26 protein-coding genes are annotated in these 25,882 nt (G+C 42.1%); 12 read left to right on the top strand and 14 right to left on the bottom strand.

Annotated elements, in window-relative coordinates; genetic code table 11:
- Window positions 1-19 precede the first annotated feature (19 nt).
- Window positions 20-958 carry a DMT family transporter gene (locus AB4Z50_RS09740; protein ID WP_441878490.1) on the top strand — a complete coding sequence of 313 codons (939 nt, stop codon included), beginning with the start codon at window positions 20-22 and terminating at the stop codon, window positions 956-958.
- A gap of 104 nt (window positions 959-1,062) precedes the next feature.
- Here the strand turns inward: AB4Z50_RS09740 and AB4Z50_RS09735 are convergent, their stop codons facing one another.
- On the bottom strand, window positions 1,063-2,148 hold the full coding sequence (locus tag AB4Z50_RS09735) for a DUF418 domain-containing protein (protein ID WP_441878340.1): 1,086 nt from the start codon (window positions 2,146-2,148) through the stop codon (window positions 1,063-1,065).
- Window positions 2,135-2,734 (bottom strand): TetR/AcrR family transcriptional regulator, encoded by a 600-nt coding sequence (locus AB4Z50_RS09730; RefSeq protein WP_441878338.1) that lies wholly within the window; start codon window positions 2,732-2,734, stop codon window positions 2,135-2,137. Before AB4Z50_RS09730 ends, AB4Z50_RS09735 begins: the two co-directional genes overlap by 14 nt.
- A gap of 252 nt (window positions 2,735-2,986) precedes the next feature.
- Between AB4Z50_RS09730 and AB4Z50_RS09725 the strand changes: the two genes are divergently transcribed.
- The gene (locus tag AB4Z50_RS09725) at window positions 2,987-3,523 is read left to right on the top strand and encodes a PadR family transcriptional regulator (protein WP_441878336.1); all 537 of its coding nucleotides are present in this window, start codon (window positions 2,987-2,989) and stop codon (window positions 3,521-3,523) included.
- 1 nt (window position 3,524) lies between these two features.
- Window positions 3,525-5,048 carry a DHA2 family efflux MFS transporter permease subunit gene (locus AB4Z50_RS09720; RefSeq protein WP_441878334.1) on the top strand — a complete coding sequence of 508 codons (1,524 nt, stop codon included), beginning with the start codon at window positions 3,525-3,527 and terminating at the stop codon, window positions 5,046-5,048.
- A 55-nt stretch (window positions 5,049-5,103) separates the two neighbouring features.
- Here the strand turns inward: AB4Z50_RS09720 and AB4Z50_RS09715 are convergent, their stop codons facing one another.
- On the bottom strand, window positions 5,104-5,811 hold the full coding sequence (locus tag AB4Z50_RS09715; protein WP_441878332.1) for a DUF421 domain-containing protein: 708 nt from the start codon (window positions 5,809-5,811) through the stop codon (window positions 5,104-5,106).
- A gap of 40 nt (window positions 5,812-5,851) precedes the next feature.
- Between AB4Z50_RS09715 and AB4Z50_RS09710 the strand changes: the two genes are divergently transcribed.
- Complete coding sequence (locus AB4Z50_RS09710) at window positions 5,852-5,977, top strand: hypothetical protein (RefSeq protein ID WP_441878330.1); 126 nt, start codon at window positions 5,852-5,854, stop codon at window positions 5,975-5,977.
- A gap of 5 nt (window positions 5,978-5,982) precedes the next feature.
- On the top strand, window positions 5,983-7,215 hold the full coding sequence (gene pepT, locus AB4Z50_RS09705) for a peptidase T (protein ID WP_441878328.1): 1,233 nt from the start codon (window positions 5,983-5,985) through the stop codon (window positions 7,213-7,215).
- 62 nt (window positions 7,216-7,277) lie between these two features.
- Here pepT and AB4Z50_RS09700 read toward each other — a convergent pair whose 3' ends face one another.
- Window positions 7,278-7,682: a winged helix-turn-helix transcriptional regulator gene (locus tag AB4Z50_RS09700; protein WP_339205642.1), complete on the bottom strand. Its 405-nt coding sequence runs from the start codon at window positions 7,680-7,682 to the stop codon at window positions 7,278-7,280.
- A 156-nt stretch (window positions 7,683-7,838) separates the two neighbouring features.
- Here AB4Z50_RS09700 and AB4Z50_RS09695 point away from each other — a divergent pair, with 156 nt between their 5' ends.
- The 3 genes from AB4Z50_RS09695 to AB4Z50_RS09685 all read left to right on the top strand — a co-directional run bounded on the left by AB4Z50_RS09695 (window position 7,839) and on the right by AB4Z50_RS09685 (window position 11,010).
- Entirely contained in the window at window positions 7,839-9,044 is a 1,206-nt protein-coding gene (locus tag AB4Z50_RS09695; RefSeq protein ID WP_441878326.1) for an MFS transporter, read from the top strand.
- Window positions 9,045-9,091: 47 nt separating this feature from the next.
- Window positions 9,092-9,886: an aldo/keto reductase gene (locus tag AB4Z50_RS09690; protein WP_441878488.1), complete on the top strand. Its 795-nt coding sequence runs from the start codon at window positions 9,092-9,094 to the stop codon at window positions 9,884-9,886.
- Between the two features lie 194 nt (window positions 9,887-10,080).
- Window positions 10,081-11,010: a metallophosphoesterase family protein gene (locus AB4Z50_RS09685; RefSeq protein WP_441878324.1), complete on the top strand. Its 930-nt coding sequence runs from the start codon at window positions 10,081-10,083 to the stop codon at window positions 11,008-11,010.
- A 33-nt stretch (window positions 11,011-11,043) separates the two neighbouring features.
- On the opposite strand, the gene AB4Z50_RS09680 is transcribed toward AB4Z50_RS09685, so the two are convergent.
- Complete coding sequence (locus AB4Z50_RS09680) at window positions 11,044-11,637, bottom strand: DUF1349 domain-containing protein (protein ID WP_441878322.1); 594 nt, start codon at window positions 11,635-11,637, stop codon at window positions 11,044-11,046.
- Window positions 11,638-11,812: 175 nt separating this feature from the next.
- Entirely contained in the window at window positions 11,813-12,172 is a 360-nt protein-coding gene (locus AB4Z50_RS09675) for a VOC family protein (RefSeq protein ID WP_441878320.1), read from the bottom strand.
- 214 nt (window positions 12,173-12,386) lie between these two features.
- On the opposite strand from AB4Z50_RS09675, the gene AB4Z50_RS09670 reads away from it, so the two are divergent.
- Together AB4Z50_RS09670 and AB4Z50_RS09665 are read left to right on the top strand one after the other, a co-directional pair.
- Entirely contained in the window at window positions 12,387-13,529 is a 1,143-nt protein-coding gene (locus AB4Z50_RS09670; protein WP_441878318.1) for an acyltransferase, read from the top strand.
- Window positions 13,530-13,716: 187 nt separating this feature from the next.
- Window positions 13,717-14,340 carry an acetate uptake transporter gene (locus AB4Z50_RS09665; RefSeq protein ID WP_430056472.1) on the top strand — a complete coding sequence of 208 codons (624 nt, stop codon included), beginning with the start codon at window positions 13,717-13,719 and terminating at the stop codon, window positions 14,338-14,340.
- Window positions 14,341-14,479: 139 nt separating this feature from the next.
- On the opposite strand, the gene AB4Z50_RS09660 is transcribed toward AB4Z50_RS09665, so the two are convergent.
- The 6 genes from AB4Z50_RS09660 to AB4Z50_RS09635 all read right to left on the bottom strand — a co-directional run bounded on the left by AB4Z50_RS09660 (window position 14,480) and on the right by AB4Z50_RS09635 (window position 19,146).
- Window positions 14,480-15,334: a MurR/RpiR family transcriptional regulator gene (locus AB4Z50_RS09660; protein WP_441878316.1), complete on the bottom strand. Its 855-nt coding sequence runs from the start codon at window positions 15,332-15,334 to the stop codon at window positions 14,480-14,482.
- A gap of 12 nt (window positions 15,335-15,346) precedes the next feature.
- On the bottom strand, window positions 15,347-16,246 hold the full coding sequence (locus AB4Z50_RS09655; RefSeq protein ID WP_441878314.1) for an ROK family protein: 900 nt from the start codon (window positions 16,244-16,246) through the stop codon (window positions 15,347-15,349).
- Between the two features lie 3 nt (window positions 16,247-16,249).
- Window positions 16,250-16,939 carry an N-acetylmannosamine-6-phosphate 2-epimerase gene (locus AB4Z50_RS09650; protein ID WP_441878312.1) on the bottom strand — a complete coding sequence of 230 codons (690 nt, stop codon included), beginning with the start codon at window positions 16,937-16,939 and terminating at the stop codon, window positions 16,250-16,252.
- A 209-nt stretch (window positions 16,940-17,148) separates the two neighbouring features.
- On the bottom strand, window positions 17,149-17,490 hold the full coding sequence (locus tag AB4Z50_RS09645) for a zinc ribbon domain-containing protein YjdM (RefSeq protein WP_054025674.1): 342 nt from the start codon (window positions 17,488-17,490) through the stop codon (window positions 17,149-17,151).
- 111 nt (window positions 17,491-17,601) lie between these two features.
- Window positions 17,602-18,579 (bottom strand): ring-cleaving dioxygenase, encoded by a 978-nt coding sequence (locus AB4Z50_RS09640; protein ID WP_339205665.1) that lies wholly within the window; start codon window positions 18,577-18,579, stop codon window positions 17,602-17,604.
- Window positions 18,580-18,789: 210 nt separating this feature from the next.
- The gene (locus AB4Z50_RS09635) at window positions 18,790-19,146 is read right to left on the bottom strand and encodes a nucleotide excision repair endonuclease (protein ID WP_076266468.1); all 357 of its coding nucleotides are present in this window, start codon (window positions 19,144-19,146) and stop codon (window positions 18,790-18,792) included.
- 228 nt (window positions 19,147-19,374) lie between these two features.
- Between AB4Z50_RS09635 and AB4Z50_RS09630 the strand changes: the two genes are divergently transcribed.
- Both AB4Z50_RS09630 and AB4Z50_RS09625 read left to right on the top strand, forming a co-directional pair.
- Complete coding sequence (locus tag AB4Z50_RS09630) at window positions 19,375-20,058, top strand: response regulator transcription factor (protein WP_441878309.1); 684 nt, start codon at window positions 19,375-19,377, stop codon at window positions 20,056-20,058.
- A 7-nt stretch (window positions 20,059-20,065) separates the two neighbouring features.
- Window positions 20,066-21,727: a sensor histidine kinase gene (locus tag AB4Z50_RS09625; protein WP_441878307.1), complete on the top strand. Its 1,662-nt coding sequence runs from the start codon at window positions 20,066-20,068 to the stop codon at window positions 21,725-21,727.
- A 124-nt stretch (window positions 21,728-21,851) separates the two neighbouring features.
- Here AB4Z50_RS09625 and AB4Z50_RS09620 read toward each other — a convergent pair whose 3' ends face one another.
- Together AB4Z50_RS09620 and AB4Z50_RS09615 are read right to left on the bottom strand one after the other, a co-directional pair.
- Window positions 21,852-23,666, bottom strand: a complete 1,815-nt coding sequence (locus AB4Z50_RS09620) for an ATP-binding cassette domain-containing protein (RefSeq protein ID WP_441878305.1) — start codon at window positions 23,664-23,666, stop codon at window positions 21,852-21,854.
- Window positions 23,663-25,615: an ABC transporter ATP-binding protein/permease gene (locus AB4Z50_RS09615; protein ID WP_441878303.1), complete on the bottom strand. Its 1,953-nt coding sequence runs from the start codon at window positions 25,613-25,615 to the stop codon at window positions 23,663-23,665. Before AB4Z50_RS09615 ends, AB4Z50_RS09620 begins: the two co-directional genes overlap by 4 nt.
- Between the last annotated feature and the right edge of the window lie 267 nt (window positions 25,616-25,882).

The raw sequence follows: 25,882 nt of genomic DNA, 5'->3' as shown, positions 1-25,882 counted from the left end.
ACTTTGCCTCGTTGCAAGTATGTCGTGGGGAGCCATGTTTCCTGTAGCCCACGTTGCTTTACAGCAAATTGATCCATTTTATTTCTCGTTTATTCGCTATTTTGTCGTTGCAATCATTCTGAGCGTGCTCTTGCTAGTGAAAGAGGGTAAATCTGCATTCCGCTTAGAGGGCAGAGGTAAATCTCTGTTGTTTTATGGGACAATGGCCTTTACAGTCTACAATATGGCCGTATTCCTTGGACAGCATCTCATGGGGGAATCCGGCACCGTCGCTGCTTCCATAATGGAAGTGCTTATGCCAATGATATCTATTATGGTATTGTGGGTCACTAAAAAAACCGCACCCAAAAAATATATGCTGACGAGTGTAGCCATCGCCCTTGTAGGCGCATTACTCGTTATTACGAACGGAAAGTTAGCTTTCTTCATGATGGCTGGTCAACATATGTTCCCGCTCCTGCTCATCTTTACAGGAGTTGTTGGATGGGTGATCTACTCCATGGGCGGTACGCAGTTTAAACAGTGGTCCATACTCCGCTATTCCACGTTAACCTGTTTGCTCGGCAGCGCCGTATCTTTTGTTATCGTTACACTTGCATCCACCTTTGGCGTGCTGCCTGTACCCACTTGGGAAACGATACTTTCAATCAAATATGAAATGTCCTTTATGATTCTATTGCCTGGATTAGCTGCTTTGTTATGCTGGAATGCAGGCATCAAATTATTATCGCCGCTAAATGGCATATTGTTTATTAATTTCGTTCCGATTACTACTTTCGTCATTATGGCTTTTCAAGGCTACCACATTAGCGCTTATGAGTTTTTCGGCACCTTGCTCGTCATCTTCGCGCTTGTTCGAAACAATGTGCAGCAGAGAAAAGCAATGAGCAAAGCTAATCCGAGCACTTATGCTGCTCCTCGTCATCCCAAAGGTCAGGCGGTCAAAGCTACCTCTTAACCAAACTATAAGGTTAATCTAAAACAAAAACACCACTCCTGATAGAGTGGTGTTTTCGTTAACTTCGTTATTGTAAAAGAATGCGGATGGATAAGCTTGCCGCTTTATCCCGTAATTTTCCTCATCAGCAGTTCAATCGGCCCTCTTGAAAATCTCTTACGCCAAAGCACACTACATAAAATGCTAAATAAGAAAAAACAAAATGAGTATATAGAGGCGAATATCAACGATTGGTTTTCCAGTCGATTTAGTGCAATGAGAACACCGATACCAATTACCACATGGCTCACATAATGAGTCAACGTTAACTGGCCTGTTTGTACGATAACGTTTATAAACCAGCTTTTATCGTATTTTTCAGTCAAGAACAGACTTAGAATTAAGAAGGCAATAGCCGAACCCGATGCAGATAATATGTACAAAACATTCGGCAGAATCGGACCTGTGCTGAACAAAAACTCAGCACTTTCGCTACCCATGCTCGGGATGAACAAATAAGTTAGCATTTTTGACAGCAGCTCCATGGTAATCGTGACACTTGCTCCAATGATCAGCAGCTTCATTCGAAGCGCCTTGTTATGAAAATCTATTCTTCCTATCAAGAGTCCGATGATGAAGAAACAAAACCATGGAAATATAGGATGATAGCCATTAAAAAATAAATTGCGAACAAAACCTTCCAACGTCCAAAAATCCACATAATGCATAAACGGTACAGGACCGCCCCATCCTTTAAAGGTATCGAATACAAGCTGAAGGCATTGTGCTGTTATTAATATAGCTGCGCCCAGTCCATACAATATCCTGTCTCTTACCGTAATTAGCACTGCTGCCATGAACAGATAAACACCATAATAATGTAAAATATCGCCTGTCCATTCCATAACATATAGCAGTAATCCGATTACAAACAAGAACAGCGATCTTTTCCAAATCATTTGGCGAACAGCTATAATCTTTGCTTTATCGTGACTAGCAACAGCTTTCCGAGACATGAGCGAAATGCCTATGCCAGCAAGTAAAACGAATAAAGCCGAGGCTCGTCCTTGAAATAACGAAGTAACAGTAATCAACCACGCGGGGCCATTATGCTCAGCATTTGTAATTACAATGAAGTTTACGATAAGCATACCGAACAGTGCCCATGCACGGGCAAAATCCAGCCCAATCAATCGTTTACTTGCTTCCACTAGCATCACTTCCTTTGAAAACGCCGCTTACAGCCTCTACCCAGATCTGTTTATAATCAATATGTTCAACCAGCATCATAAAGTTGCCAATGTTATCAAGCACTAAGGCAAGCATATGTGCTTTGGCAGCACTCGCCTGATCTGAAACAAGTCCAAAATGTTTAGCTTTCTCCATCAGCATCTCAAAGCCGTACAAATACCCTTTTTGGATCATAAGCAGCTTCTCGTGATAAAAGGGATACCTTGTTGCCATTAACATATATTCCTGTACGACACGATTATAATAAGGGTCCTTAGCCTGCTCATCAATCATATGGATTCCGAGCTCAACAAGCTTCTCCTCAAAATTATCTTTTGTAAAAGTATCCATTTCAAAAAATGTCGAGAACTGAATCGCGCTGCACAAGTCTTCAAAAATTGCCGCTATGAGATCTTCTTTCGATTTAAAGTAATAATAAATAGAGGGTTTAGCTATTCCAACCGCTTTGGCAATCATCGAATACGTCGTTTTCGTAATGCCCACCTCTGCAAATAGTTGATAGCTCACTTCTTTGATGGATGCCAATGTTTCCTCGCTTTTACTCATTGCAACTCCTCCTGTACCTTGAATTTGTTTTAGCATATCACTCTTATTATTATTTTTCAACCTATCGTTAGGTAGAATTTTATGAAAAGTGAATGATCTACTAAACCTTTTTTATTTACCAATTGTTTTATTTCTAAATATTGACACCACCTATATCGGAGTGATATATTATGGATCGTAATATAAATATGGATATTTATTACACCTATTCCCATTCTATCCTAAGTAAAATGACAAGGAGGCACATTTGCTTTGAACAGTCAGGACGTTATTTTAGGCATGCTTATGAGACGATCATTATCCGGTTATGAAATTAAACAATTGTTCGAGGATATTTTCTCTTATTTCTATAGCTCAAGCTATGGAACGATTTATCCGATGCTGCATCGGATGGAAAAAGAGGCATTGATCACGAAGGAAAATGTGCAGCAAGAGGGCAAGCCGAATAAAAATGTGTTCACCATCACAGAGGCTGGAAAAAGTAGATTTTACGAATATCTGCACAGCCCGATGGAAACGGATACGGTTAAATCAGATTTCCTGATGCGGCTTTATTTCGGCCAGCTGGTAGGTAATGACATGGTAGTTATGTGGTTGAAGCAGGCACAAGAGTATACACAGACACAGCTCGATCAGCTGCGCGATAAGTACGCCCTATATAAAAGCAGCATGCAGCCTGGACATATCATATGCATTGAAATCGGAATTAAGGAATATAGTGCTAAGCTGGAAGCGATCCAAGAGGGGCTGGATCGTATGGATAAATTAGAAGAGGAAAAGAGGGTTTAGGATGGAAAAATCACGTTCAAACAATAACCTCATCATTCTTGCCATGGCACTAGGGTTATTAATGGCATCTTTGGACAATACGATTGTGGCCTCCTGCATTAACAAGCTCAGTCAGGACTTTAACATTTTCGATAAAGTCAGCTGGGTATTTACCGCCTACATGCTGGCAGCAACAAGCACGATGCTCGTTTTCGGCAAAATGTCCGACCTATTCGGCAGAAAAATGTTTTATATGATTGGTATTGGCATGTTCTTGATCGGCTCCGCCTTATGCGGTATCGCTCAGAGTGCTGATCAGCTCATCTGGTTCCGCGTCATTCAAGGGATTGGCTCCGGCGCCTTGTTCCCAATCAGCTTCACCATTATTTATACGATATTTAAAGATCCGAAGGATGCAGCAAAAATGTCTGGCGTATTCGGTGCGATCTTCGGCCTATCCTCCGTTGCAGGCCCGCAGCTCGGCAGCTTCATTGCCGAACACTTTGGTTGGAGATGGAACTTCTATATCAACATTCCCATCGGTTTGGCATCCATGATTGTTCTGATGATTGCGCTCAAAGAAACACGTTCCGAGAAAAAACCAAAAATCGATTATTTGGGAACCTTGTTTTTGATCATTACTACGGTCTCCTTAATGCTAGCGCTCGAATGGGGCGGCAAAACCTACGCATGGAGTTCCTGGCAGGAAATTAGCTTATTCACGATTTCAGCTGTAATTGGCGCTCTGTTTATTTTTGTCGAGCTGCGTGCTCCTGAACCCGTCCTTCCTCTGAGCATCTTTAAAAATAAGATGGTCTTGGGCACAAGTATTCTTTGCTTCTGCCAGGGCGTCATTATGTTCTCCGCCATTACGTATTTGCCTAGCTTTACGGTAGGGGTGTTAGGAAATAGCAACTCAAACGGCGTATTGACGCCTATGATGGCCTCGTTAATCGGGGGTGCTATTCTATTTGGTTTCCTGCAATCCAAATTCGCCTTCCGTACACTCATGCTGTTCACTATGCTAATGACTATTATTGTAGCTACGCTGCTTTCTACAGTTAGCGCTCATGCTTCCAGCGGCTATATGATTGTACTTATGATTCTGCTTGGCTTTGGCGCCGTCGGTCCTCTAATGAGTGTCGCACAGAGCTCGATTGCTGCAAACGTTGATCCTAAATATATGGGCGTCAGCTCATCTATCGTCGGCTTCTGGCGCAACATTGGCGGCATATTGGGTGCATCTATTATGGCGACGATTGTAAATAACAACTTGCATCGATTAATTACGGCAGGTGCAGATAAGGCTGGCATTCCTTCTGACAAAATCAATACTCTAGCCAATCCAGAACTGCTCATGCGAGCAGGCGGTCAGCTAGACCCGCAAATACGCAAGTTTCTGCAAGAGGCGCTGGCAACAGCGATCAATCACGGCTTTATACTCAGCATTTGTGTGGGCAGCATTGGCTTAATCACCGCTATGTTTGTTGGTGCAAGCAGACTCGGAGCTACAAAAAAAACAACGACCAGCGCTACACACATATAGAGGTAAATAGACACGCAACGGTAATCTGCGATGCAAATTACCGTTGCGTGCATCCTTATTCTTTATCCGTAGGTTTATGTATACCGTCTTCATAAAAGTCAAAGATGAGCTGCTTCTTTGTCCCTCTTACCGCGTAGAAAACGTCAGATATTTTCTTCCCTTTTTTTCTCAGTTCGTTTTCCAGCCATTCCTTCGTCAGCCCATTCTCTTTCATTTCTTTTTCCAAAAGTGAACCATCCATAATCAATTCAATTGGAAACTCCTGTTTGTTTAATTGAAGCTTCATGTCCTTTTTCGTGACAAGCTGATACTCGTCTTTTTTTAATACAGACACCATTCCATTATCCTCAAGAACTGCATATTCAACCTCATCCATATTAAAAATCCCATTTTCTCTTAAAGCTTGATCCAAAGAATCCAAAGTATATCTAACCTTCTTCATATTATTCTCAAGAATCTTCCCGCCTTCGATGAGAACGGTTGGGGAGCCTGAAATCCAGCTTCTTAATTTACGGCTCTTTAAGGCAACGACAGATAACAGATAAGACGTAACCGTCATAACCGCGAGTGACAAAGTAATATGCGACCATTTCAATGTTTCATTGAATGCCAAATTGGCTGCAAGTGCCCCTATCGTAATGCCGGTCACAAAATCATGAAATGTCATGTTGGAAATCGTCTGTTTCCCCAATGTTCTAGCTACTAGTAGAAGCAGTAAAATAGCAACAATCGTACGTATTAAAATATCCATATAGGTATGCATGCTGTGATTCCACCTCTACTCTTATTGTTACCCAAGCGATTTGAAAAAAATCATGGAACAGCGTATCATCTTTAAAGTGAACAGATTAGAGACCACTTCTAGTGACGATGAAGATACGTCGCTTTTGTATTGTATTTTGCTATATGACTATTTGTATTGGAGCTGAGAATGATGAAAACCGAGATTATAAACAGATTTATCACTTACGCGCAGGTGGACACACAGTCCGATGAAAGCAGCGAAACCTGCCCTTCCACGCCCGGACAACTGACGTTAGCTAATATGCTAGTAGAGGAATTGAAAGCCATCGGCATGCAAGAGGTTACGATGGATGCTAACGGCTATGTCATGGCTACCCTTCCAGCCAATACGGATAAAGAGATCCCAACCATCGGTTTCCTTGCGCATATCGATACAGCAACTGACTTTACTGGCACGAACGTCAAGCCGCAAATTATTGAACAATATGACGGGAACGACATTATCTTAAATGAAGCACAGCGCATCATTATGTCACCGAACGACTTCCCAGAGCTGCACGGCTATAAAGGTCATACGTTGATTACAACAGACGGCACGACACTGCTTGGTGCAGACGATAAAGCAGGCATAACTGAGATCATGACGGCGATGGCTCATCTCATTAATCATCCTGAGTTGAAGCACGGTAAAATAAGAGTAGCCTTCACTCCTGATGAAGAGATCGGCCGAGGTCCGCATAAGTTTGATGTACAAGCCTTTGATGCGGTCTATGCCTATACAATGGATGGAGGTCCGCTGGGCGAGCTTCAATACGAAAGCTTTAATGCCGCTGGCGCTGTCATTATATGCAAGGGCAAAAACGTGCATCCCGGAACGGCCAAAGGCAAAATGATCAATGCCGCAAAAATGGCGATGGAGCTCCACGCAAAACTGCCGGCTAATGAAACACCTGAGCAGACAGAAGGCCATGAAGGCTTCTACCACCTGTCATCCATTCAAGGCGACGTCGAGCAAACGGAGCTTCATTATTTGATACGTGATCATGACCGCAACCGATTTAAAGAAAGAAAGCTGGAGCTTACTCGTATCGTAGAGGAACTGAAAGCGAAGTACGGAGAAGAACGTATTGTGCTTGAAATAAAGGATCAATACTACAATATGAAGGAGAAAATCGAGCCGGTGATCCAAGTCGTAGACATCGCAGAGCAAGCGATGATCAACCTTGGCATTACCCCGCTAATCGAGCCGATTCGCGGCGGCACAGACGGCTCGCAGCTTTCCTACATGGGATTGCCGACTCCGAATATTTTCACCGGCGGAGAAAATTATCATGGCCGATTTGAATATGTATCGGTTAACAATATGGTACAAGCCGTCAATACGATTATTGAAATCGTTAAGCTGTATGAACAAAAAGCTTAATAATCGTCATAAACAAACAGGCTGTCGTCCACATGACGACAGCCTGTTTGTTATTAGATGGTTTAGCAAAGCACATCTTCTTCCTGTTCGACGATGTCCATCTCAAGATTATTTAGGCCATTGTCTTCCAATACGGCAGCCTTATTGCCGTATTCTTTAATAATATGAATCTCGCCCCATGAGCAAAGGGAGTCCAATATCGATTTTAAGCTCCATCCGTATTCACTGAGCTCATATTCAACCCGCGGCGGGACCTCATTGTAGCTTATTCGATTCACGATGCCATCTTGCTCCAGCTCTCTCAGCTGCTGTGTTAACATCTTTTGTGTTATGGAGGGCATAATACGTTTGAGATCACTCGTTCTTTTTTTGCCATGCGTTAAGTGACAAAGGATTACGCATTTCCATTTCCCTCCAATAACCTCGAGGGTCGCTTCCACTGAAATATTGTATTTTTTCTTAATCATAGATATATCCTCCCCAACCGAGCTATCGCCTACTATTCATGCATTTATTACTTTTTAGTACCTATAGCACTTCAAAGTACGTACTGTTCATTACTGCCTAAACCCATCATAATAGCACTTACCGGCCGGCAATACTATACAAAAGGGGTTATACAAATGGCATTAGATAAAAAAAGAAGTACCCTGGCGCTTCTAGCGTTAGCCATAAGCGCCTTTGCGATTGGGACAACAGAGTTCATCAGTGTAGGGCTGCTCCCGCTTATATCTGAAGACTTGAATATATCGGTTACAACATCGGCACTAACCGTTACGTTGTATGCTCTTGGGGTTACTTTTGGAGCTCCAATATTAACATCTTTAACATCTACGATTCCGAGAAAAACATTATTGTTTTGGATCATGATTGTTTTTATTGCTGGAAACAGCCTTGCGGCATCGGCAAGCGGCGTTGGTATTTTACTTACCGCGCGCGTCATCTCAGCACTGGCTCATGGCGTATTTATGTCAATTGGCGCTACCATTGCAGCCGATCTCGTTCCCGAGAACCGCAGAGCTAGCGCAATCGCAATTATGTTCTCAGGACTCACTGTAGCTACCGTTACAGGCGTACCGTTAGGTACTTGGATTGGACAGCATATGGGCTGGCGTGCTGCTTTTGTTGGCATAGTTCTTATTGGCGTTATCGCTTTTATAGCCAATATGGTGTTGATTCCTTCCGATTTGCGCAAAGGAACTCGAACACCGCTGCGCGAGCAGATAAAACTGGTTACGAATGGACGATTGCTGCTTGCATTCGCGATTACTGCTATTGGGTACGGGGGTACGTTTGTTGTCTTTACTTATTTATCCCCGTTGCTTCACGATATAACCGGATTTAAGGAAAGTACGGTAGCGGCCATTCTTTTGGTATACGGCATCGCCATCGCCATCGGCAATGTCATTGGTGGGAAAGCTGCCAATAAGAAGCCGATTACCGCCTTGTTTTACATGTTTATTTTGCAGGCTATCATACTCTTTGTTCTTACCTTCACCGCACCGTTTAAAGTGGTTGGCTTAATTACGATTATCTTGATGGGACTGTTTGCATTCATGAACGTACCCGGCTTGCAAGTGCATGTCGTGATGCTCGCTGAACGTTATGCGCCGAAGGCAGTAGATGTCGCTTCGGCTGTCAACATCGCTGCGTTTAACGCAGGTATCGCCATTGGCGCCTATTTGGGCGGTGTCGTTACGGACTCGATGGGACTTATTCATACGGCATGGGTTGGCGGATTGATGGTTCTCGGCGCTGTTATTTTAACCGGCTGGGCAAGAGCTTTAGAGAAAAAAGATGAAACAAAACACAGGAGGGCTTCACTGTGATCGCAAAGAATTTACAGGATACAACTACACTTCACAACGGTGTTCAAATGCCTTGGTTTGGTCTTGGCGTCTTTAAAGTTGAGGATGGCGCGGAGCTGGTTGAGTCCGTCAAAGCAGCGATTAAAAATGGTTACCGTAGTATTGATACTGCAGCTATTTATGGCAATGAAACAGGTGTCGGACAAGGCATTCGTGAAGCTATGGCTGAGTATAACGTGACGAGAGAAGAGCTTTTTGTCACATCAAAGGTTTGGAATGCTGATCTCGGATATGAATCTACGCTGGCGGCTTACGAAACTACACTAAATAAACTGGGTTTAGACTATCTTGACCTGTACCTGATTCATTGGCCTGTAGAAGGCAAATTCCAAGAGGCGTGGAGAGCTTTGGAGACCCTTTACAAGGATGGCCGAGTCAAAGCCATTGGCGTAAGCAACTTCCAGATTCATCATTTGGAGACGTTAATGAAAGATGCTGCCGTTAAACCGATGATCAATCAAGTGGAGCTCCATCCGCAGCTAACGCAGAAAGAGTTAATCGACTATTGCAAGCAACAAGACATTCAAATCGAAGCATGGTCTCCGCTTATGCAAGGTCAGCTGTTAGATCATCCCGTTCTTAAGGAGATTGCTGAAAAGCATAACAAATCCATTGCTCAAGTCATTCTGCGCTGGGATTTACAGCATGGCATTGTAACGATTCCGAAGTCAAYGAAAGAGCATCGCATCATCGAAAATAGTAATGTATTTGATTTTGAACTATCTGAGAGTGAGCTGTCCCGAATAGACGCTCTGAACCAAAATCTTCGGGTGGGTCCAGATCCCGACAACTTTGATTTTTAATATCATAGCGGAACAATAATAGGGCTGTCCCAAACGCAGATACATCTACGTTTGGGACAGCCCTTATTTAATCGTGCCTTATTGCAGGATAATGATGAATGATATCGAAATGAATGTACGTAAACCATTGCGTAAACCATTGTCTACATATTTTTGGCGAAAATCATTCGAATGAGATTCAAGTGGAGGGTACTATGGCGAACTTAAACTTTCGAGAAGATGGCACATTCAAAATTGTTCAATTTACCGATCTGCACTGGCAAAACGGGCAGCAGGAGGATTTACAAACCTATTCTCTAATGAAGAACGTCCTGCAAGAAGAATCACCGGATTTGGTGATCTTTACCGGTGACGTTATTTATAGTGAGCATTGTACTGATAGACAAGAGACCTTTAAAAATGCTGTCAAAGCAGCGGAAGAATTTAATATCCCATGGGCAGCTGTATTTGGCAATCATGATACCGAGGTTGGCACCACCAGAGAAGAGCTTATTCGCTTGCAGCAGGAAAGACCGCTCAGCTTAACCGAAATGGGCCCTAGCCTAGGGGATCGTGCGGGAAATTATGTGCTAGAAATTCATTCTAAAAATAATAGCAGCCCCGCTGCCGCATTATATTTACTGGATTCAGGCGAGTATGCCGATCAGCCCGTTGGCGGCTATGCCTGGGTAACTCATAGCCAGATTGGCTGGTATAAGGAGCAATCCGCTCGTTTGACGAAACAAAACAATGATGTGCCACTGCCCTCGCTTGCTTTTTTCCATATCCCTGTGCCCGAATATAACGAGGTATGGAACGAGCATACCTGCTATGGGCAGAAGCATGAAGGCGTAGCGAGTCCAAAAATCAATTCCGGACTTTTCACAGCATTTCTTGAAATGAAAGATGTCCGCGGTACGTTCGTTGGGCATGATCATATCAATGATTACTGGGGTGAGCTTCACGGCATCCGTCTATGTTATGGAAGAGCTACGGGCTATAACACCTATGGAAAAGACGGTTTTCCACGTGGTGCAAGGATCATACAATTGACCGAAGGGGAAGCTGACTTCCAAACATGGCTGAGACTAGATGATGGATCTGTTGTCGTCAATCAGCCAGAACATCTTCCTGAGAATGGTTAATGGCAACCATTAGGATATTAAACTGAAAATTTGTTACTTATGTTCTTTCCATTGGCATTCAGTAAATTTCATTTCTGTGAAAACGGCATTAAATGAAGATTCTTCTGGACTGCAAGCATAAATACCAATCTGAATATTATCTGCTCCTTCAAAAAGGTGTGCAATACGCATTTGCTTATAGTGAATGCCATCATAAGAATTTTCAATACAATAATCGCTTTCACGCCGGCTTAGTCTGTAATACATCAATTTCTTTGTTGCAGTAATATCCGTAGTTGCCCAATCAGAATATCCTAAGTTCGTTACAACACTTCCCAATCTCTGGTATTCTTCATTTTCATATTCAATAGAAGCCTTTATCCAGTTATCACTATTTTGATAGATAATTACGCCACACTGGTCGAAGCGTTGTTTACTGTCAAATTCCGTTTTTACTAAAAACGAAAAATATTTCTCATTGGTTTTCATTAACAAAGCAGGAGCATTATTGTTTTGAAAGCCATAATAGGTTCTTTGCCAAAAATCTGTTCCAGCTTCTGTTTTAATCACAATTTCTCCATCTGTAATCGTATATTCTTTAGGCTCATGTACCCAGAATAAGTGATCTCTTTGAAATGTTACATCCATTTTGATTCCTCCATAATTCTAATTTATCTATTAGCTGAATTAGCAGCAGTATCCTATTTAGGCAAATCGAAATGTAACTAACCTATTTTTCTTATTCGACGTTGTATTCTAACTGCCCATTACTTAAACGAGGCTACCGATTCATGCCGGTAGCCTCGCCATAGTGATTGTTGAGTTATAGTTCCCCGTTTTTCTCCCAAAGCTCGATCAATCGGCCTTCTGGATCTTCAATCCAAATAAATTTCCCAAATTCACTAACCTCTAAGTTCTTTGCAAGAGGAACATTCATATGTTCAAGATGCTTAATAGTCTCGTCTACATTATGTACTTGGAAATTTAACATCACTTGTTGTTCTGTTGGAAAATAGCTGTCATTCTCGCTAAAAAAAGAAAAGATAGTCTCATTTCCGGATTCGGGTTTTATCATCGTCCCATTCCAATTCCCTATTTCAAGCTTCAACACTTCACTGTACCATTTTGTTATCATTTCAAGATTTTTGGTTCTCCAAAATATACCGCCAAAACCTTTTATCATTGTATCCAACTCCTGTCTGTCATTAGATTTTTAGCTATCCGATTACAGTAAATATTCGAGATTTAAATTTAAGTTCCTTTTTCAATTTCCCTGCCCGCGCACAATTTCTCCACAAACTACTACATTATATTTTTCCACTTTTGTGCTATACTAGCTTGTCAGCATTTTAGCAACAAATATTGTTAAATTATCTACTTACTCACGAGGTGCATAAATGTCTCAACCGCCAGCTAAGAAGGCGCTTTTGACTGAGCTTGAGAGCCTACGCGCATTTGGCATACTTGCTGTCATTATGATTCACGCGACATCCTCTTCAGTAGTCAATTCCGATCCTAACTCCACACTGTTTTTGATTCTTGTCCTGTTTAATACGTTATCCAAATTCGCCGTACCTCTCTTCATTCTGATCAGCGGCATATCTCTTTTCTACAATTACAATGATAAACCATTAAACAAACAAACAGCTACGATGTTCTACAAGAAACGCATCACTAAAATTATGCTGCCGTTTCTCCTATTTTCGTTTATGTATTATGCCACTATCATCTACTTCAGATACGGATTTATTAATTTCGAGCAGTTTATCTCTTATTTTCAGACTTGGGATTTTCTCGTTAAATTGCTGATTGGAAAAACCTATGCTCATTTGTATTTTATCTTTATTATTATCCAGTGTTATTTGCTCTTCCCTGTACTTTGGTATGTGATGAGAAAATGGCCGCGTCTCGTCAATTGGCTGATCACAGGCGGACTTCTCATTCAGTGGATTTATATGCTGAACGCCAAGGAAATGGGAATCAAATACGTCACCAGCGGTTTTTTCGCATACAGCTTGTACTTTTGTATCGGGGCTTATATAGGAATCAACTATACGAAATTTTATGCCTTCTGGGAGCGCAAACGCAGCAGCATTGCTTTACGAAGCACATTAATTCTAGTAGTAGCCATTTCCGGTACGCTCAACGTGATCTACTTCTTGCGTGAGGCGCAGGGAAAACTACTATTTAACGATAGCTTTTTGGTGCAAATTAAAAATGAAATTTATATTACATCGGCTTGTTTGCTGCTTATTCATCTTGCCCTTCGGATTAAGGCATCCCGCATGGAATATTTGAAATCGGTACTTATTCATCTCAGCCATGCGTCATTTGGCATGTACTTGCTGCATCCGATGTTCCTCAGATATTACCGTATGATGGATGTGAATGGGAGTCCGCTCGTTTACGGAGCATGGATTGCAGGAGGCTTCTTCCTGGCTTTAGTTGGCTCATGGATCATCGTTGCTTGGGCCGGCAAAGTGAAAGGACATTGGGTTTTATTCGGACCTATCCCCAAACAGAAATCACTCGGACAGTAGCCTAAGTCTGAATTTAAAACATTTATGTGACGCCCCTCTGCTGAAACAAGGCAAAAGGGGCGTTTTCAATAATTTCCCCCTATGCGCGCCAGATCTTTTCCGTTAAACTAGAAATTCTGGTATCGGCAGAATCAACTATACTATTGCAGGTTTACCCCTGAAAACTATTGGAGGTTTCTTTTCTAACATGCATAATGAACATCATTCCAATGTCAAAATTGTAACAGCCGACCCAAGCGCCATCGGCTTATTTGGGCTGGCTATCGTTACGCTCGTAGCTTCCTCACAGAAGCTCGGCTTAACTGACGGTCTAAGTCTCGTTATTCCATGGGCGATTTTTCTAGGCGCCTTTGCTCAGCTCTTTGCTTCTATTCAAGATGCAAAACATAACAATACATTCGGTATGACCGCCTTTGGCGCTTATGCTTTCTTCTGGATGGCGATGGCTGGCAGTTGGCTGATCAAGCTCGGTGTGTTCGGCGCTGAGCTGGCTGCAATCGCAGATAGCAAGCAGCTTGGTTTTGCTTTTGTCGGTTATCTCATTTTCTCGCTGCTGATGACTATCGGAGCAGCGGAGACCAATAAAGTATTATTCTTCATCTTCGTTCTAATTGATTTGCTTTTCCTTGGACTGAGCTTCGATGCATTCGGAGTAGCACCAGACGTGTTCCACGCACTAGCTGCCTATGCTGAGATGGGTATTGCTCTCCTATCGCTATATGCCGCAGGCGCAGCTGTACTGAACACCCATTTTGGACGTGTGTTTCTGCCAATCGGTCGGCCTTTTGGCATCTTCAAGCCTCGTTCATAATCGGAATCTCATCATTATAAAATGTTAAAGCCAGCCGCTCTTCGTGCCGATCCGCGATAGAGCGGCTTTTTCTATGAAAATCAAAAAGAGGCAGAGTGCTTAACGATCGCACTCTACCTCTTTTTGTTCACCGTAAGCTTTATAGCAATTTCACAGCTACCGACGCAGCGGTGCTTTCCTTATTCCTTATTGAATCTTCATAGGTTCTCTTGAAATATTCCACATACAAAACATCGAGCAAATAAAGCTGTGAAATCTTCGCAGATAATGAGCCGCCCTGCAGAGGTCCTTCATTCGCTCCGCATAGCAGTGTCAGATCAGAGTAAGAGGTCAGCGGCGACTTAACGAACCTCGTAATCGAAATGACGGTAGCACCGCTTTCTTTGGCCCTTTTCGCTACTTCAATCGTATCCTTTGTAGAACCGGAATAAGAAATAACGACAGCGACATCCCGTTTCGTCATTAAAGCCGCTGACATCATCTGCAGATGCGAATCGATGCTGCATTCCGTTTTGTTTGTGATACGCATAAATTTGATTTTCGCTTCCATTGCCGTCATTAAGGAGGAGCCTACGCCAAAAAATATGACCCGTTCCGCTTGGAGCAAATGCTCAATCGCCTGATCCATTTTTTCGTTATCGATTAAGTTATAGGTCTCGTTCAATGCACTTATGTTGGATGACAGCACCTTAGAGGACACTTGATCCATCGTATCATTCATCAGGACCTTGTCCGTAAGCTGCGGTATTTCGTTTTCCGCGGTGATGCTATGTGCAAGGGCAATCTTAAAATCCTGATACCCTTTATAGCTTAACGACCTGCAAAACCGGAATACGCTGGACTCGCCCACTCCACAGTGATCTGCAAGATCGGTAATCGACATGTAGACGACACCTTCCGAGTTTTCCAGAATGTAGTCTGCTACTTTCCTTTCGGTATTCGTCAGGTTGTTGTATTTCGAATGAATCGTTGTAAAAATATTGATAGTGCGCAACCGATCACCTCCCTAAATCCTGTCCATTCCGCGTAGAAATAATGATGCCGCACCTAATAAGCCAGCTTTATTTCCAAGAGAAGCCTTTACGATGTTCACACCCGCAAAGCTCTCCATAATTAATGCTTTGGTTTGTTTCTCAACCATTCGAACAAGCTCATCCTGCTCCATCACTCCGCCTCCTACAATAATAGCAGGTGGATTGAAAATATGAATGAGTGAAGCCAAACCCGCGGATACTTCGGTCGTCCATGCATGCAATATTTGTTGTAATGGTTCGTTTCCTACCTGTATTTTATCAAAAAAACCTTTTCCGTCTACAATTTCAGGATCAGCTTCTTGGGCCATTCGAATTAAGGCTGTTGTTGAGGCATAGGTTTCATAAAATGATTTGCACGTGCCGCCATTCGTTTGCGACAATGGACGGGTAAACATATGACCGAATTCAGCAGCTGAGCCGCTCGCACCACGATAGATTTGACGATTCATGACGATGGCTCCGCCAATCCCCGTCCCAAACGTTAAGCATAAGAAATCATTAAACGACTTTGCCGCTCCAAAACACGCCTCGCCTAAAGCAGCCGCATTCACATCATTTTCAACCTTCACAGGCTTATGGTACCGATCCTCTACGATCTCTCTGACCTTCATGCCTGTATAGCTTGGGATATTCTCATTGGCATACAAGATGCAGCCCTCATCTGCGTTCACTTGTCCGGCCGTACTAATAGCGACAGCATCAAAATGCTGATACGACTCCATTTGGAAAAGCAGTTTTTCCATGAGATGCTTGCCGCCCATATGAGCTTCAGTTGCATACTCCTTGAACTGAGTGATACAGCCTCGTTCATCGCAAATGCCTATCTTCGTATGGGTACCGCCAATATCTGCCGCTAAAATGTTCATTCCCATGGGCTATTCAACAGCCTTTACGAATTTTTTGGTTATTTCCATCGGTCTAGTAATGGAAGATCCCACTACAGCCGAATAAATCCCTTGGTCAAATAATCGTTTTAGTTCCTCAGGTGTTGAGATACCGCCCTCCGCAATAATCGGAACGGATATCGTATTCACGAGCTTCTCTATCAACTGAAAATCCGGCAAAACATTATCTTTTGTTGCTTCCGTATAGCCGCTAAGAGTCGTCCCAATAATGTCAAACCCTAGCGCTGCAGCCTCGATAGCTTCAGCATAGGTCGAGCAATCCGCCATAAAGAGCTGATCTTTATACTTATCTCTTAGTAAAGGAAATAATTCCGATATCGTTGATCCGTCCGGCCTCACACGATTTGTTGCATCCATTGCGATGATATCCACGCCTTCATGGCAAAGCTCATCCACTTCCTTCATCGTAGGGGTGATGAATACGGAAGAGCCCTCATAATCCTTTTTTATAATACCGATGATCGGTAGATCTACCTGCTGCTTAATTTCCCTAATATCCTCTACGCTGTTGGCACGAATTCCTGAAGCACCGCCTAAAAAAGCTGCATATGCCATTCTCCCCATAATAAATGGACTATGAAGCGGTTCATCCGGCAAGGCTTGGCAGGAAACGACCAGCTTTCTTCTTATCCTATCAAGTACATTTCTATTTGTATTCATTGGACTCCACTCCGCTGCTGTTTTTATTTACTCGTTGACTGCTGCTGCCATCTAGGCAAAATCAACATATCATAATACCCTCATTTTGTAAATTAATTTCACCACTATTTAATTTATGAAAATTATTTTCACCTAAACATCAATAAAAAGGCCCGATATGCTCTAAAGAGCTAATCGGGCCTCATCTATACTTGAATTAAAAACAAATACTAAATCTTCTTAACAAATTCCGACTTCAATTTCATAGCGCCAAAGCTATCAATTTTGCAATCAATATCATGATCGCCTTCAATCAAACGGATGTTTTTTACTTTTGTGCCTATTTTGATAACGAGCGAGCTGCCTTTAACTTTAAGGTCTTTAATGACCGTTACAGAATCGCCATCGTTCAGCACATTTCCATTCGCATCTTTAATTATTCTTTTATCCTCATCGTTATCGGATTCTGATTGTAAGCTCCACTCATGACTGCATTCTGGACAGATTAGCAGACTGCCATCCTCATACGTGTATTCAGAATTACATTCCGGGCAATTTGGCAAACTAGACATAAATTCATGTCCCCCATTCCTTATTATACATTCAAGTTCTCCTTGAAGTTGCCTTACAAGTATAGGGGATATTGTCCAATCAATCCACTGCCTCTGTCTATTTCTGAAGCATTATTCTTTAATAAACTCCTTCGTACTGCGAACCGTATCGATTGGACGGACTAATTTTTCGATTTCTTCACGCTTAGGCTCTAGGAAAGGAGGCAACGATAATTTTTCACCAAGCGTTTCATATGGCTCATCACCCATAAACCCTGGACCATCCGTTGCAAATTCGAATAAAATTTGCGGAGCCACTCTAGCGTACAACGATTCGAAAAAGTGACGGTTTACATAGCCGGAAGACGGCAATCTGAAGCTCTCTAGGCGCTCGATCCATTCATTCAATACGCCGCGGTCTTCTACACGGAATGCCACGTGGTGAACGGTGCCGAAGCCTTGATGCGCTTGTGGAAGCACAGCATTGTATTCCACAATAACTTGAGCTCCGTTTCCGCCTTCACCAACCTCAAATAGATGGAATGAGCCGTCTTGGTCAATTTCTTTGAACAACAGCACTTTCTCCAGCATCGTTTTGAAGTTCTCGAAATTAGAAATGCGAATGAAGATTGGTCCTAGACCCGTAATCGCGTGCTCTAACGGGATTGGTCCTTTTTCCCAAGGCACTCCTGAAGCTATCCCTTTATTATTTTCATCCGAAATCAATTGATAGTGTTGGTCATCAAAGTCAACAAACGAAAGTGACTTCTTGCCAAACATCTCTTGAATACCGGTATGCTTCACATCTAGACGGTTGAATCGCTCTACCCAGTATTGCAAAGCCGCATCATTCGGAATTCGGAATGAAGTTTTTGAAATTTCATTCGTTCCATGCACGCCCTTCGGAATATGTGGAAAATCGAAAAATGTCATGTCAGTGCCTGCATTGCCTTTATCATCTGCAAAAAACAAGTGATACGTTTGAATATCGTCTTGGTTCACCGTTTTTTTCACTAATCGCATACCTAACACGTTTGTAAAAAAGTCATAGTTGCGCTCTGCACTGCTTGTAATTGCCGTAACGTGATGGATACCTTTTAATTGATTCATTATATATTCCTCCATTCAATTTTAGCTTTCCCGTGGTTCATGAATACAAATCATCTTCTAAAAAAATCTTTAATTTAATTATCTTTAATTTAAGATAAATATAACAGGTTTACTTTTCGATGTCAACAAGCCGGCATCTCACCCTAAACAAAAAAAACAATAAGCCTCGTCCGAATGACTGCGCTCATTGCTTTGTGTTTGTCGATCTATTTATTTAAAGAACACTTTTTCTACATTGTATTTCGCTCTGAATTTATTAATAAGGTATGTTTCGTAGATCTCGCGATCAACCGAATCCTCATTAACATAAACCTCAATTTTAGTAACCTCATTGCGATGATTTTTCATGACGGATACGGAATCCTCAAAATGTTTTTTGATACGGGGTCTTAGCTTCCGTGCCTTGCCGACAAACAGCAGCTCGTCCTTATCGTTGTAAAACATAAAGAAACCGCCATGCTCCCTTGTAATCAGGTGAAAATCAGTAAAGCCATAAATATTGCTCAGCTGTGGATTAACCTGCTTGGTTATGGTTACGTCCGGCGCCGGAATCGTGATGTTGATCATAATGGTTCACTTCCTTCTTAGCGTATAGGTCTATATACTATCATAAAACGACAAATGAAAACCATTAGCAATGCAAATTAGAGGCGAATGAGCCGGTATATAGGGTAGCATTGCGTTTACAGGATCATTTCCTCCATAATGGTGGTAATTAGTGAGCTTCAACAATATGAATCATAATGCCCCTATGACAGTGCAATGACAAGGGCTAAAGAGGAGATTGAATCCAATATGGTGAAGCAGCCCTTAATACTCATCGTCGAGGATGAGCCTCGCATGCGGGAGCTTGTTGCAGATTATTTGGAAGAAGAGGGCTACCACATCATACAAGCAGCAAATGGCTATGAAGCGTTAGAGCATGCTCGCCATACGCCGCCTGATCTCGTTGTGCTTGATATTATGATGCCCGGTATAGATGGTTTTGAAGTATGCAAGCAGCTTCGCAGTCACTCCCAGACTATAATTGTTATGCTAACGGCTAGGTCGGAGGAAGAAGATAAGTTATATGGCTACGAATTGGGTGCAGACGATTATGTAACTAAGCCATTTAGCCCCAAAGTATTGATCGCAAAAATTAAAGCCTTATTAAGCCGATGGCATGTTCATGATGGGGCCGCAGAACTGAAGAAGCATCATGATTTGGAAATTAATGAACAAGCCCATGAAGTTTATCTTTACGGCAAGCTTCTCGAATTGTCGCCAAAAGAATACGAACTGCTGCTGTTCTTCTACCAGCATCCAAATATCGTATTAACAAGAGATACTCTTCTTGATCGCTTATGGGGGATCGATTATTTCGGCGATGCCCGTACAGTCGATACGCAGATTAAACGTCTACGCAAAAAACTAGGAGACAAGGCTGATTACATCCAAACCGTACGCAACAATGGTTATAAATTTCAAAACAAAACATGAGGTATTTATGAAGAGAGAGCGATTGGATTTCAAAATATTTTGGGTGACCTTGGTCGCTTTGATGTTATTTATCATCTTATGGATGGTGCTCCAGACTAAATTTTTCGGAACGTTTTATATCGAGCAGAAGTCGAATGAGCTATCTCAGCAGATGGAAAGCATTTATCATAAGTATGCATCCGGTGTTTACGATCTAAACGTCAAGCCAGAAGAGGTCGTCAGCTTCGAACAACGCTTTTACGGTGTAACAGCCACGTTGTACAAGCAAGGAAATAAAATCGACGTGTATGCTGGGGGCTACAAAGCCATTCCTGCTATACCTGTGACGCCTTCCATCATCCTTAATAATGATTACGATATATCGATTCAACTCGATCCCGAGCCTTACGTCCAGCCTCCGCTGGATGATAAGAACATTAGAAGCCAACCCCTCGTACCTGCAACTTATGTTAATCCCTACAGTAATCGGCTGTCAGACGCCATGAGCATTTGGCTGCAAAATAGCGACCGATTCAGCACACTATCCCAAACAGGACATGTGAGCGTAACGAAAATATCATCCTTTAATGCTGATAACGAAAACATGCTACTTGCCGCAGTGAAGCTGCCGAACACAGTAAACCATAGGGGTGGAGATGCGTATTTGATTGCGCTGGCTACACTCCAGCCTGTCGGCGATGCTGTTCAAGTTATGAGCCGATTTTATATGTATTTTTACGCGCTTGCTGCCATCCCTATTTTACTGTTTGCTTATTTCCTTTCACGCACCATTACATTGCCGTTGATGCAGCTGAACAAAGTAGCAAAGCGTCTGGCCAAGCTCGATTTCACAGCATTCGTACGTATGAACCGGAAGGATGAAATCGGCCAGCTCGCGGGAACGATGAATAGCCTTGCCCTTAATCTGCAGCAAACGATGGCCGAATTGCAGGAAGCGAATATGAAATTACTTGATGATATCGAGAAAGAAAAGCAGCTAGAACGCATGCGCAGGCAATTCGTAGCAAGCGTATCACATGAATTAAAAACACCGGTCAGTCTAATCCAAGGTTATGCAGAAGCGCTCCAAGACAATGTAGCAAACGGACTGAAACGCGATAAATATACGGCCGTGATTATCGAGGAATCGGAGCGGATGGCCCGTCTTGTCGCCGATTTGCTGGATCTATCCCAATTAGAGAGCGGCCGGTTTGCACTGCAATGGTCAACGGTCCCGCTTTATGAAACGGTTCAGTCGGTACTAACGAAAATGGCCCCACTCTTGCATGAGAAATCCATTCGTCCCCAGCTGATTGGACTAGATGCCGAAGAACTATGGGTGCGATCAGATCGGCAGCGGCTGGAGCAAGTGCTGATCAACCTGCTTGGTAACGCTATACGCCATACCCCCGTTCAAGGACGTCTTGAAATACGTATAAAGACCGAAAAGTCATCCGTACGGGTAGCGCTTAAAAATGAGGGCACACCTATTCCCGAAGAGGATCTGCCTTATATTTGGGACACTTTCTATAGAGCCGACCATTCAGGCAGCCGTGAGCTTGGAGGAACCGGCATCGGCTTGTCAATCGTAAAAGCGATTTTACAACGACATGAAAGTGAGTACGGCGTGTTTAATAAAGAGGATGGTGTAACGTTTTATTTGACCCTTCCTCTTCTAGATCATAATTAAATCAGGTCAATTAGCTGTAAATATAAAAAAACAGTCTAAACCCCTATCATTCAGGAGTATAGGCTGTTTTCGTTTGCAACACGATATTGCCTTTTAACATCACTAAGTATTACTTTGTAATCCTTTATTTCCGAAGAGCATCCGCCGGCTCAGCAGCAATTAGTTTCTGACTAACAATCGTACTCATTAAAAGAATAATGATAAATGTTGAAATGACAGTAATCGCAATTTGCAGGGCTTGTATGATCATTCCGCCCCCTAGCAAAAGACTATATACATAACTGATGACGAAGAACATTCCGAGACTGAGAATCGTTGATGTACTAGCTAAAAGGATGTTTTCAGCTGCTAATATCCCCCTGATCCATCCCTTGTTGTAGCCGAGAGCTGCTAAAATTCCGATCTCACGGTATCTAGCGTTTGTTTGTTTAGCAAGCAGTACAATGCTAATAAAAAGTGCGATGGATAAAATAAGAATGGACACAGCAAGAAAAAGCTTCTTTACGCTGTTAAAGGTTTTCTCCAGAGCAGCGACTTGCTCCACAGCCGTTTTGGTCGTTATGTTTTGTTTTTCCAAACCCTCTGTTACCGGCACAATATCCGAAAAGCTTGTCACATCATAAGAAACTGAGAATGGCTTCTCTCCTCTCTCATGCTCATAAAGTGATTGCTCCACATCGGAGCTGATGAAAAAATCATCATAACCTGCGTTATAGATACCGCTGATTGTGAGAGGGAAACTGTGTCCGTTATATTTTAGCGTTATTTTTTGGCCAATGAGCTCACGAATATTATCGGTAAGTTTTCTCCCTACACTTGGCGTAATTGAAATCTCGTTCTCCCCATATCTCGGCATTATGCCATATGACATATTTTCAGTGGCTCTTGGCATGGGTATTTTCTCTTTAAAGCTAACGATCCCTACACTTAGGGTAAGTTCTACGTCCTTGAGTACGTATTGATAATAGACATTTTCAATTCTATAATCCTGGCTTAGTAGTTTGAATGGATCTTGTTTCTCATTTAACGCGATGTATCCATTATTGAACGCGGTGTTTTTGTCTTTAAAATCACTAATAGACTGACTCATGATGTTGCTGGATGAGAGTGAGACAACAAACAGCGCAATTCCTATTGCAATGACCAAGCTAACTGCCATATAACGAAATAGTCGCACTCTAAAATTTTTAAAAGCACGTTTCCAAATGGAAACCTGGGCACGGTTACTCGTATGCTTTGCTTTGATTTGCTTTTGGACTATCGTTTGTTCTGCTGATATTGCTTGTGATGTAATAACCTGTATTTTCCCATTTTCAATAGACAAAACTTCATCAGCCCACGAACATATCTTTTTATCATGGGTAATGACAACAACCAACCGATCTCTTGCCACTTCCTTTAAGATATCCATGATTTGATTAGCTAACTCACGATCTAGTGCTCCAGTAGGCTCATCTGCGAATAATATTTGAGGATCATTTATAAGCGCTCTCGCAATCGCAACGCGTTGCTTCTGCCCCCCTGATAGATTTTCAACTTTTTCTTCTGCCTTCGTTTCGATATCTAACTCTTTGATTAATGCAAATACCTTATCACGGTTTTCTTGCGCTGATTTCCCATTCAACTCAGCTGCGAGTAAAATATTTTCCATAACAGTATAACCGCTTATTAAATTGTAACTTTGAAAAATAAACCCGATATGGTTTTGTCGGAATTGGCAAAGCTCTACTGATGTCATTTCTGTAATTTTCTCATCGCATACCGTAATATTTCCTTTGTAATTCATATCAAACCCTGCGAGCAGGTTCAATAATGTACTTTTCCCACTGCCTGATGCGCCAAGAATACAGGTAATCCCAGTATCTCGAAACGTATATCCTATACGGTTTAAAATAGTTTGGTCACCATATTTTTTTGTTACCTCTTCTAAAATAATCATGCTCTGTCACCTGACTTCAACGATTTGAATGTATTGACAGTCCCAATCACCATCGTTGTTATTAAGCCGCAAAACAAAGCAATGAGGATAATCAGACCCGCTTCTATAGCATATGATTTTGCTTCCAAAACACCCGGCGAGCCAGTAATTGAATTCATAGCCATGTTGATGAGTGGAGAGGCCAACACAAATAATACAAATGCCGCTAAGCTAACAAACAAATATTCCACGAACGTCATTTTTGTTAAATCGCTATTCCTATAGCCGTTAATTTTGAAAATCGCATATTCTCTTTTACGCATAGCTGCTGTCATGAACGAAATGGCAAACGAAACGATTAGAGACAGAATGCTAATGACAATGACAGCTGAGCCTGATTGTTCTTTCGCCTGAGCATTTAATCGAACCATATCTTCGACCAGTTCAAATCTGCCATTCGGCACAATTCCCATCGCCAGCAGCTCGTCTTTCAATGAAATCATGTCCTCGGCGCTATTTGCTCTCATCGAGAAATTAGACGTCTTGGATTTCATGTTCGCCTGTTCGCGCATTTCCATAACCGATGATTTACTGAAAAAGAATGAGTCGTTTACTGGATACTCCTTAATCTCACCGTTCATCTCTACCACAGCTGTTGTATCCGCTACACCAACAATTTTGACAGTCGTACCAACTGGCTTTTCAACTGGCTCTCTGGAATCCCAATTAAATAACGTCCCGCGGAGGTCAATCGTTTTGCCGATGAGATCATTATTGGAAACGCCTAAAACATCTGCCAAGCTGTTTGAGACAACCACTTCATTATGATCACCCGAAGGCATTTTACCAGCTATTAACTTTTTGAATACAGGGACATTGTTTGAGCCCTCAATCTTGTGCTCCTTGCCATCTAAAACTACCGTAATATTATTCACTGCCTGAGCAAATACCACGTGCTTCACACGTTCATCATTTAAGTATTTTTCATAAAGACCTGCAATATCTTGATCCACATCGACATTCGGCTTTTGCTCTTGATCAGATTCGCTTGAACTGCCTGCGCTTATAAATTTAGATGCAATATCAATATCAAAAAGGCCCTCGCCAATCGCAGCGTACAATGCATCAAAGCTGTTTTGACTCGTGTTCTGTATACGGCCTGATGTATTCATGAATAGGAAGCTTGTCGATACCAATATGGCAACAACCAACACCGCGTATCTGCTTATTTTACTTTTTATATTGGTCATTGAGATTGACATGGTCCGCTTCATAGATAATGCAGGTTTTGCTGTCATCGGAGATGGTTTTGGCTTAGCTTGTTCGACTTTGGTTTCCGACACGAGCTCACCTTTATCAAACTCAAAAACACTGCTGTTATCGTCAAGCATCGAGCTATCATGCGTGACGATAATGACTGTACGCGTTTTGGCGATTTGCTTCAATATATTAATAATTACGCTGGCTGATTTCGGATCAAGCGCGGCTGTGGGCTCATCCGCAATAAGGACCTCGGGATTTTTCATAAGCTCTCTTGCTATAGCCACCCGCTGCTTTTGACCGCCAGATAGATTTCTGACCTTCTGCTTTCCGAGCTCATTAATTTTAAGCTGCTTCATGAGCTGAGTTATTCGTTCACCTGATATGGTATCGTTTAAATAGAGAGGCATTTTTATGTTATCCAATACCGATAAATCGTCGATCAAATTAAATTCCTGCCATACGATCCCGATTTTTTTATTGTGATACTCACTCTTATCCTTTTGGCTGAGCGTTTTTAGATTTTGCTTTTTGTAATAAGCCTCCCCTTTAAAATCCTGGTCCAAGCCAGCTAATATTTTGAGGAGGGTTGTTTTCCCGCTTCCTGATGCACCTACGATAAAGTTAAGCCCACCCTTGATTTCAAGAGATATATTTTTAAGTGCATATTCCTGGCCGAATAATCTGGATACATTATGAATTTCATACATGTTTATTTCTCCTATCTTTCCTTTATTATTGATGGCAGTTTCTATACTATAAGGGGTCAATGTGTCATTCAGGTGGCGGTGCGGCAATAAATAGGATGAGATATGCAACCCAATACAAATTTTGTTTGATGCATAGAAACAATAAAAAGAGCGTCAGCAAATAATCTATGTTTCACCATAGGTTATCCGCTGACGCTCAACTGTTTATAACGACTTATTTATTATCGATTACATAAATGAATTGCACGAGGTTATCGTTCACTTTGT

The organism is Paenibacillus sp. 2TAB26 (assembly GCF_052115145.1).
In the GTDB taxonomy this organism is placed as follows: domain Bacteria; phylum Bacillota; class Bacilli; order Paenibacillales; family Paenibacillaceae; genus Pristimantibacillus.
The sequence above is the reverse complement of the archived record's forward strand: the minus strand, read 5'-3'. Positions and strand labels throughout refer to the sequence as shown.

Bases quoted from the DNA above. Each gene is read 5' to 3' on its own strand.
- AB4Z50_RS09740 (WP_441878490.1), top strand. From the start codon at position 20: ATGTCGTGGGGAGCCATGTTTCCTGTAGCCCACGTTGCTTTACAGCAA.
- AB4Z50_RS09730 (WP_441878338.1), bottom strand. From the start codon at position 2,734: ATGAGTAAAAGCGAGGAAACATTGGCATCCATCAAAGAAGTGAGCTAT.
- AB4Z50_RS09720 (WP_441878334.1), top strand. From the start codon at position 3,525: ATGGAAAAATCACGTTCAAACAATAACCTCATCATTCTTGCCATGGCA.
- AB4Z50_RS09715 (WP_441878332.1), bottom strand. From the start codon at position 5,811: ATGCATACCTATATGGATATTTTAATACGTACGATTGTTGCTATTTTA.
- pepT (WP_441878328.1), top strand. From the start codon at position 5,983: ATGAAAACCGAGATTATAAACAGATTTATCACTTACGCGCAGGTGGAC.
- AB4Z50_RS09700 (WP_339205642.1), bottom strand. From the start codon at position 7,682: ATGATTAAGAAAAAATACAATATTTCAGTGGAAGCGACCCTCGAGGTT.
- AB4Z50_RS09695 (WP_441878326.1), top strand. From the start codon at position 7,839: ATGGCATTAGATAAAAAAAGAAGTACCCTGGCGCTTCTAGCGTTAGCC.
- AB4Z50_RS09685 (WP_441878324.1), top strand. From the start codon at position 10,081: ATGGCGAACTTAAACTTTCGAGAAGATGGCACATTCAAAATTGTTCAA.
- AB4Z50_RS09680 (WP_441878322.1), bottom strand. From the start codon at position 11,637: ATGGATGTAACATTTCAAAGAGATCACTTATTCTGGGTACATGAGCCT.
- AB4Z50_RS09675 (WP_441878320.1), bottom strand. From the start codon at position 12,172: ATGATAAAAGGTTTTGGCGGTATATTTTGGAGAACCAAAAATCTTGAA.
- AB4Z50_RS09670 (WP_441878318.1), top strand. From the start codon at position 12,387: ATGTCTCAACCGCCAGCTAAGAAGGCGCTTTTGACTGAGCTTGAGAGC.
- AB4Z50_RS09665 (WP_430056472.1), top strand. From the start codon at position 13,717: ATGCATAATGAACATCATTCCAATGTCAAAATTGTAACAGCCGACCCA.
- AB4Z50_RS09655 (WP_441878314.1), bottom strand. From the start codon at position 16,246: ATGGGAATGAACATTTTAGCGGCAGATATTGGCGGTACCCATACGAAG.
- AB4Z50_RS09650 (WP_441878312.1), bottom strand. From the start codon at position 16,939: ATGAATACAAATAGAAATGTACTTGATAGGATAAGAAGAAAGCTGGTC.
- AB4Z50_RS09645 (WP_054025674.1), bottom strand. From the start codon at position 17,490: ATGTCTAGTTTGCCAAATTGCCCGGAATGTAATTCTGAATACACGTAT.
- AB4Z50_RS09640 (WP_339205665.1), bottom strand. From the start codon at position 18,579: ATGAATCAATTAAAAGGTATCCATCACGTTACGGCAATTACAAGCAGT.
- AB4Z50_RS09635 (WP_076266468.1), bottom strand. From the start codon at position 19,146: ATGATCAACATCACGATTCCGGCGCCGGACGTAACCATAACCAAGCAG.
- AB4Z50_RS09630 (WP_441878309.1), top strand. From the start codon at position 19,375: ATGGTGAAGCAGCCCTTAATACTCATCGTCGAGGATGAGCCTCGCATG.
- AB4Z50_RS09625 (WP_441878307.1), top strand. From the start codon at position 20,066: ATGAAGAGAGAGCGATTGGATTTCAAAATATTTTGGGTGACCTTGGTC.
- AB4Z50_RS09620 (WP_441878305.1), bottom strand. From the start codon at position 23,666: ATGATTATTTTAGAAGAGGTAACAAAAAAATATGGTGACCAAACTATT.
- AB4Z50_RS09615 (WP_441878303.1), bottom strand. From the start codon at position 25,615: ATGTATGAAATTCATAATGTATCCAGATTATTCGGCCAGGAATATGCA.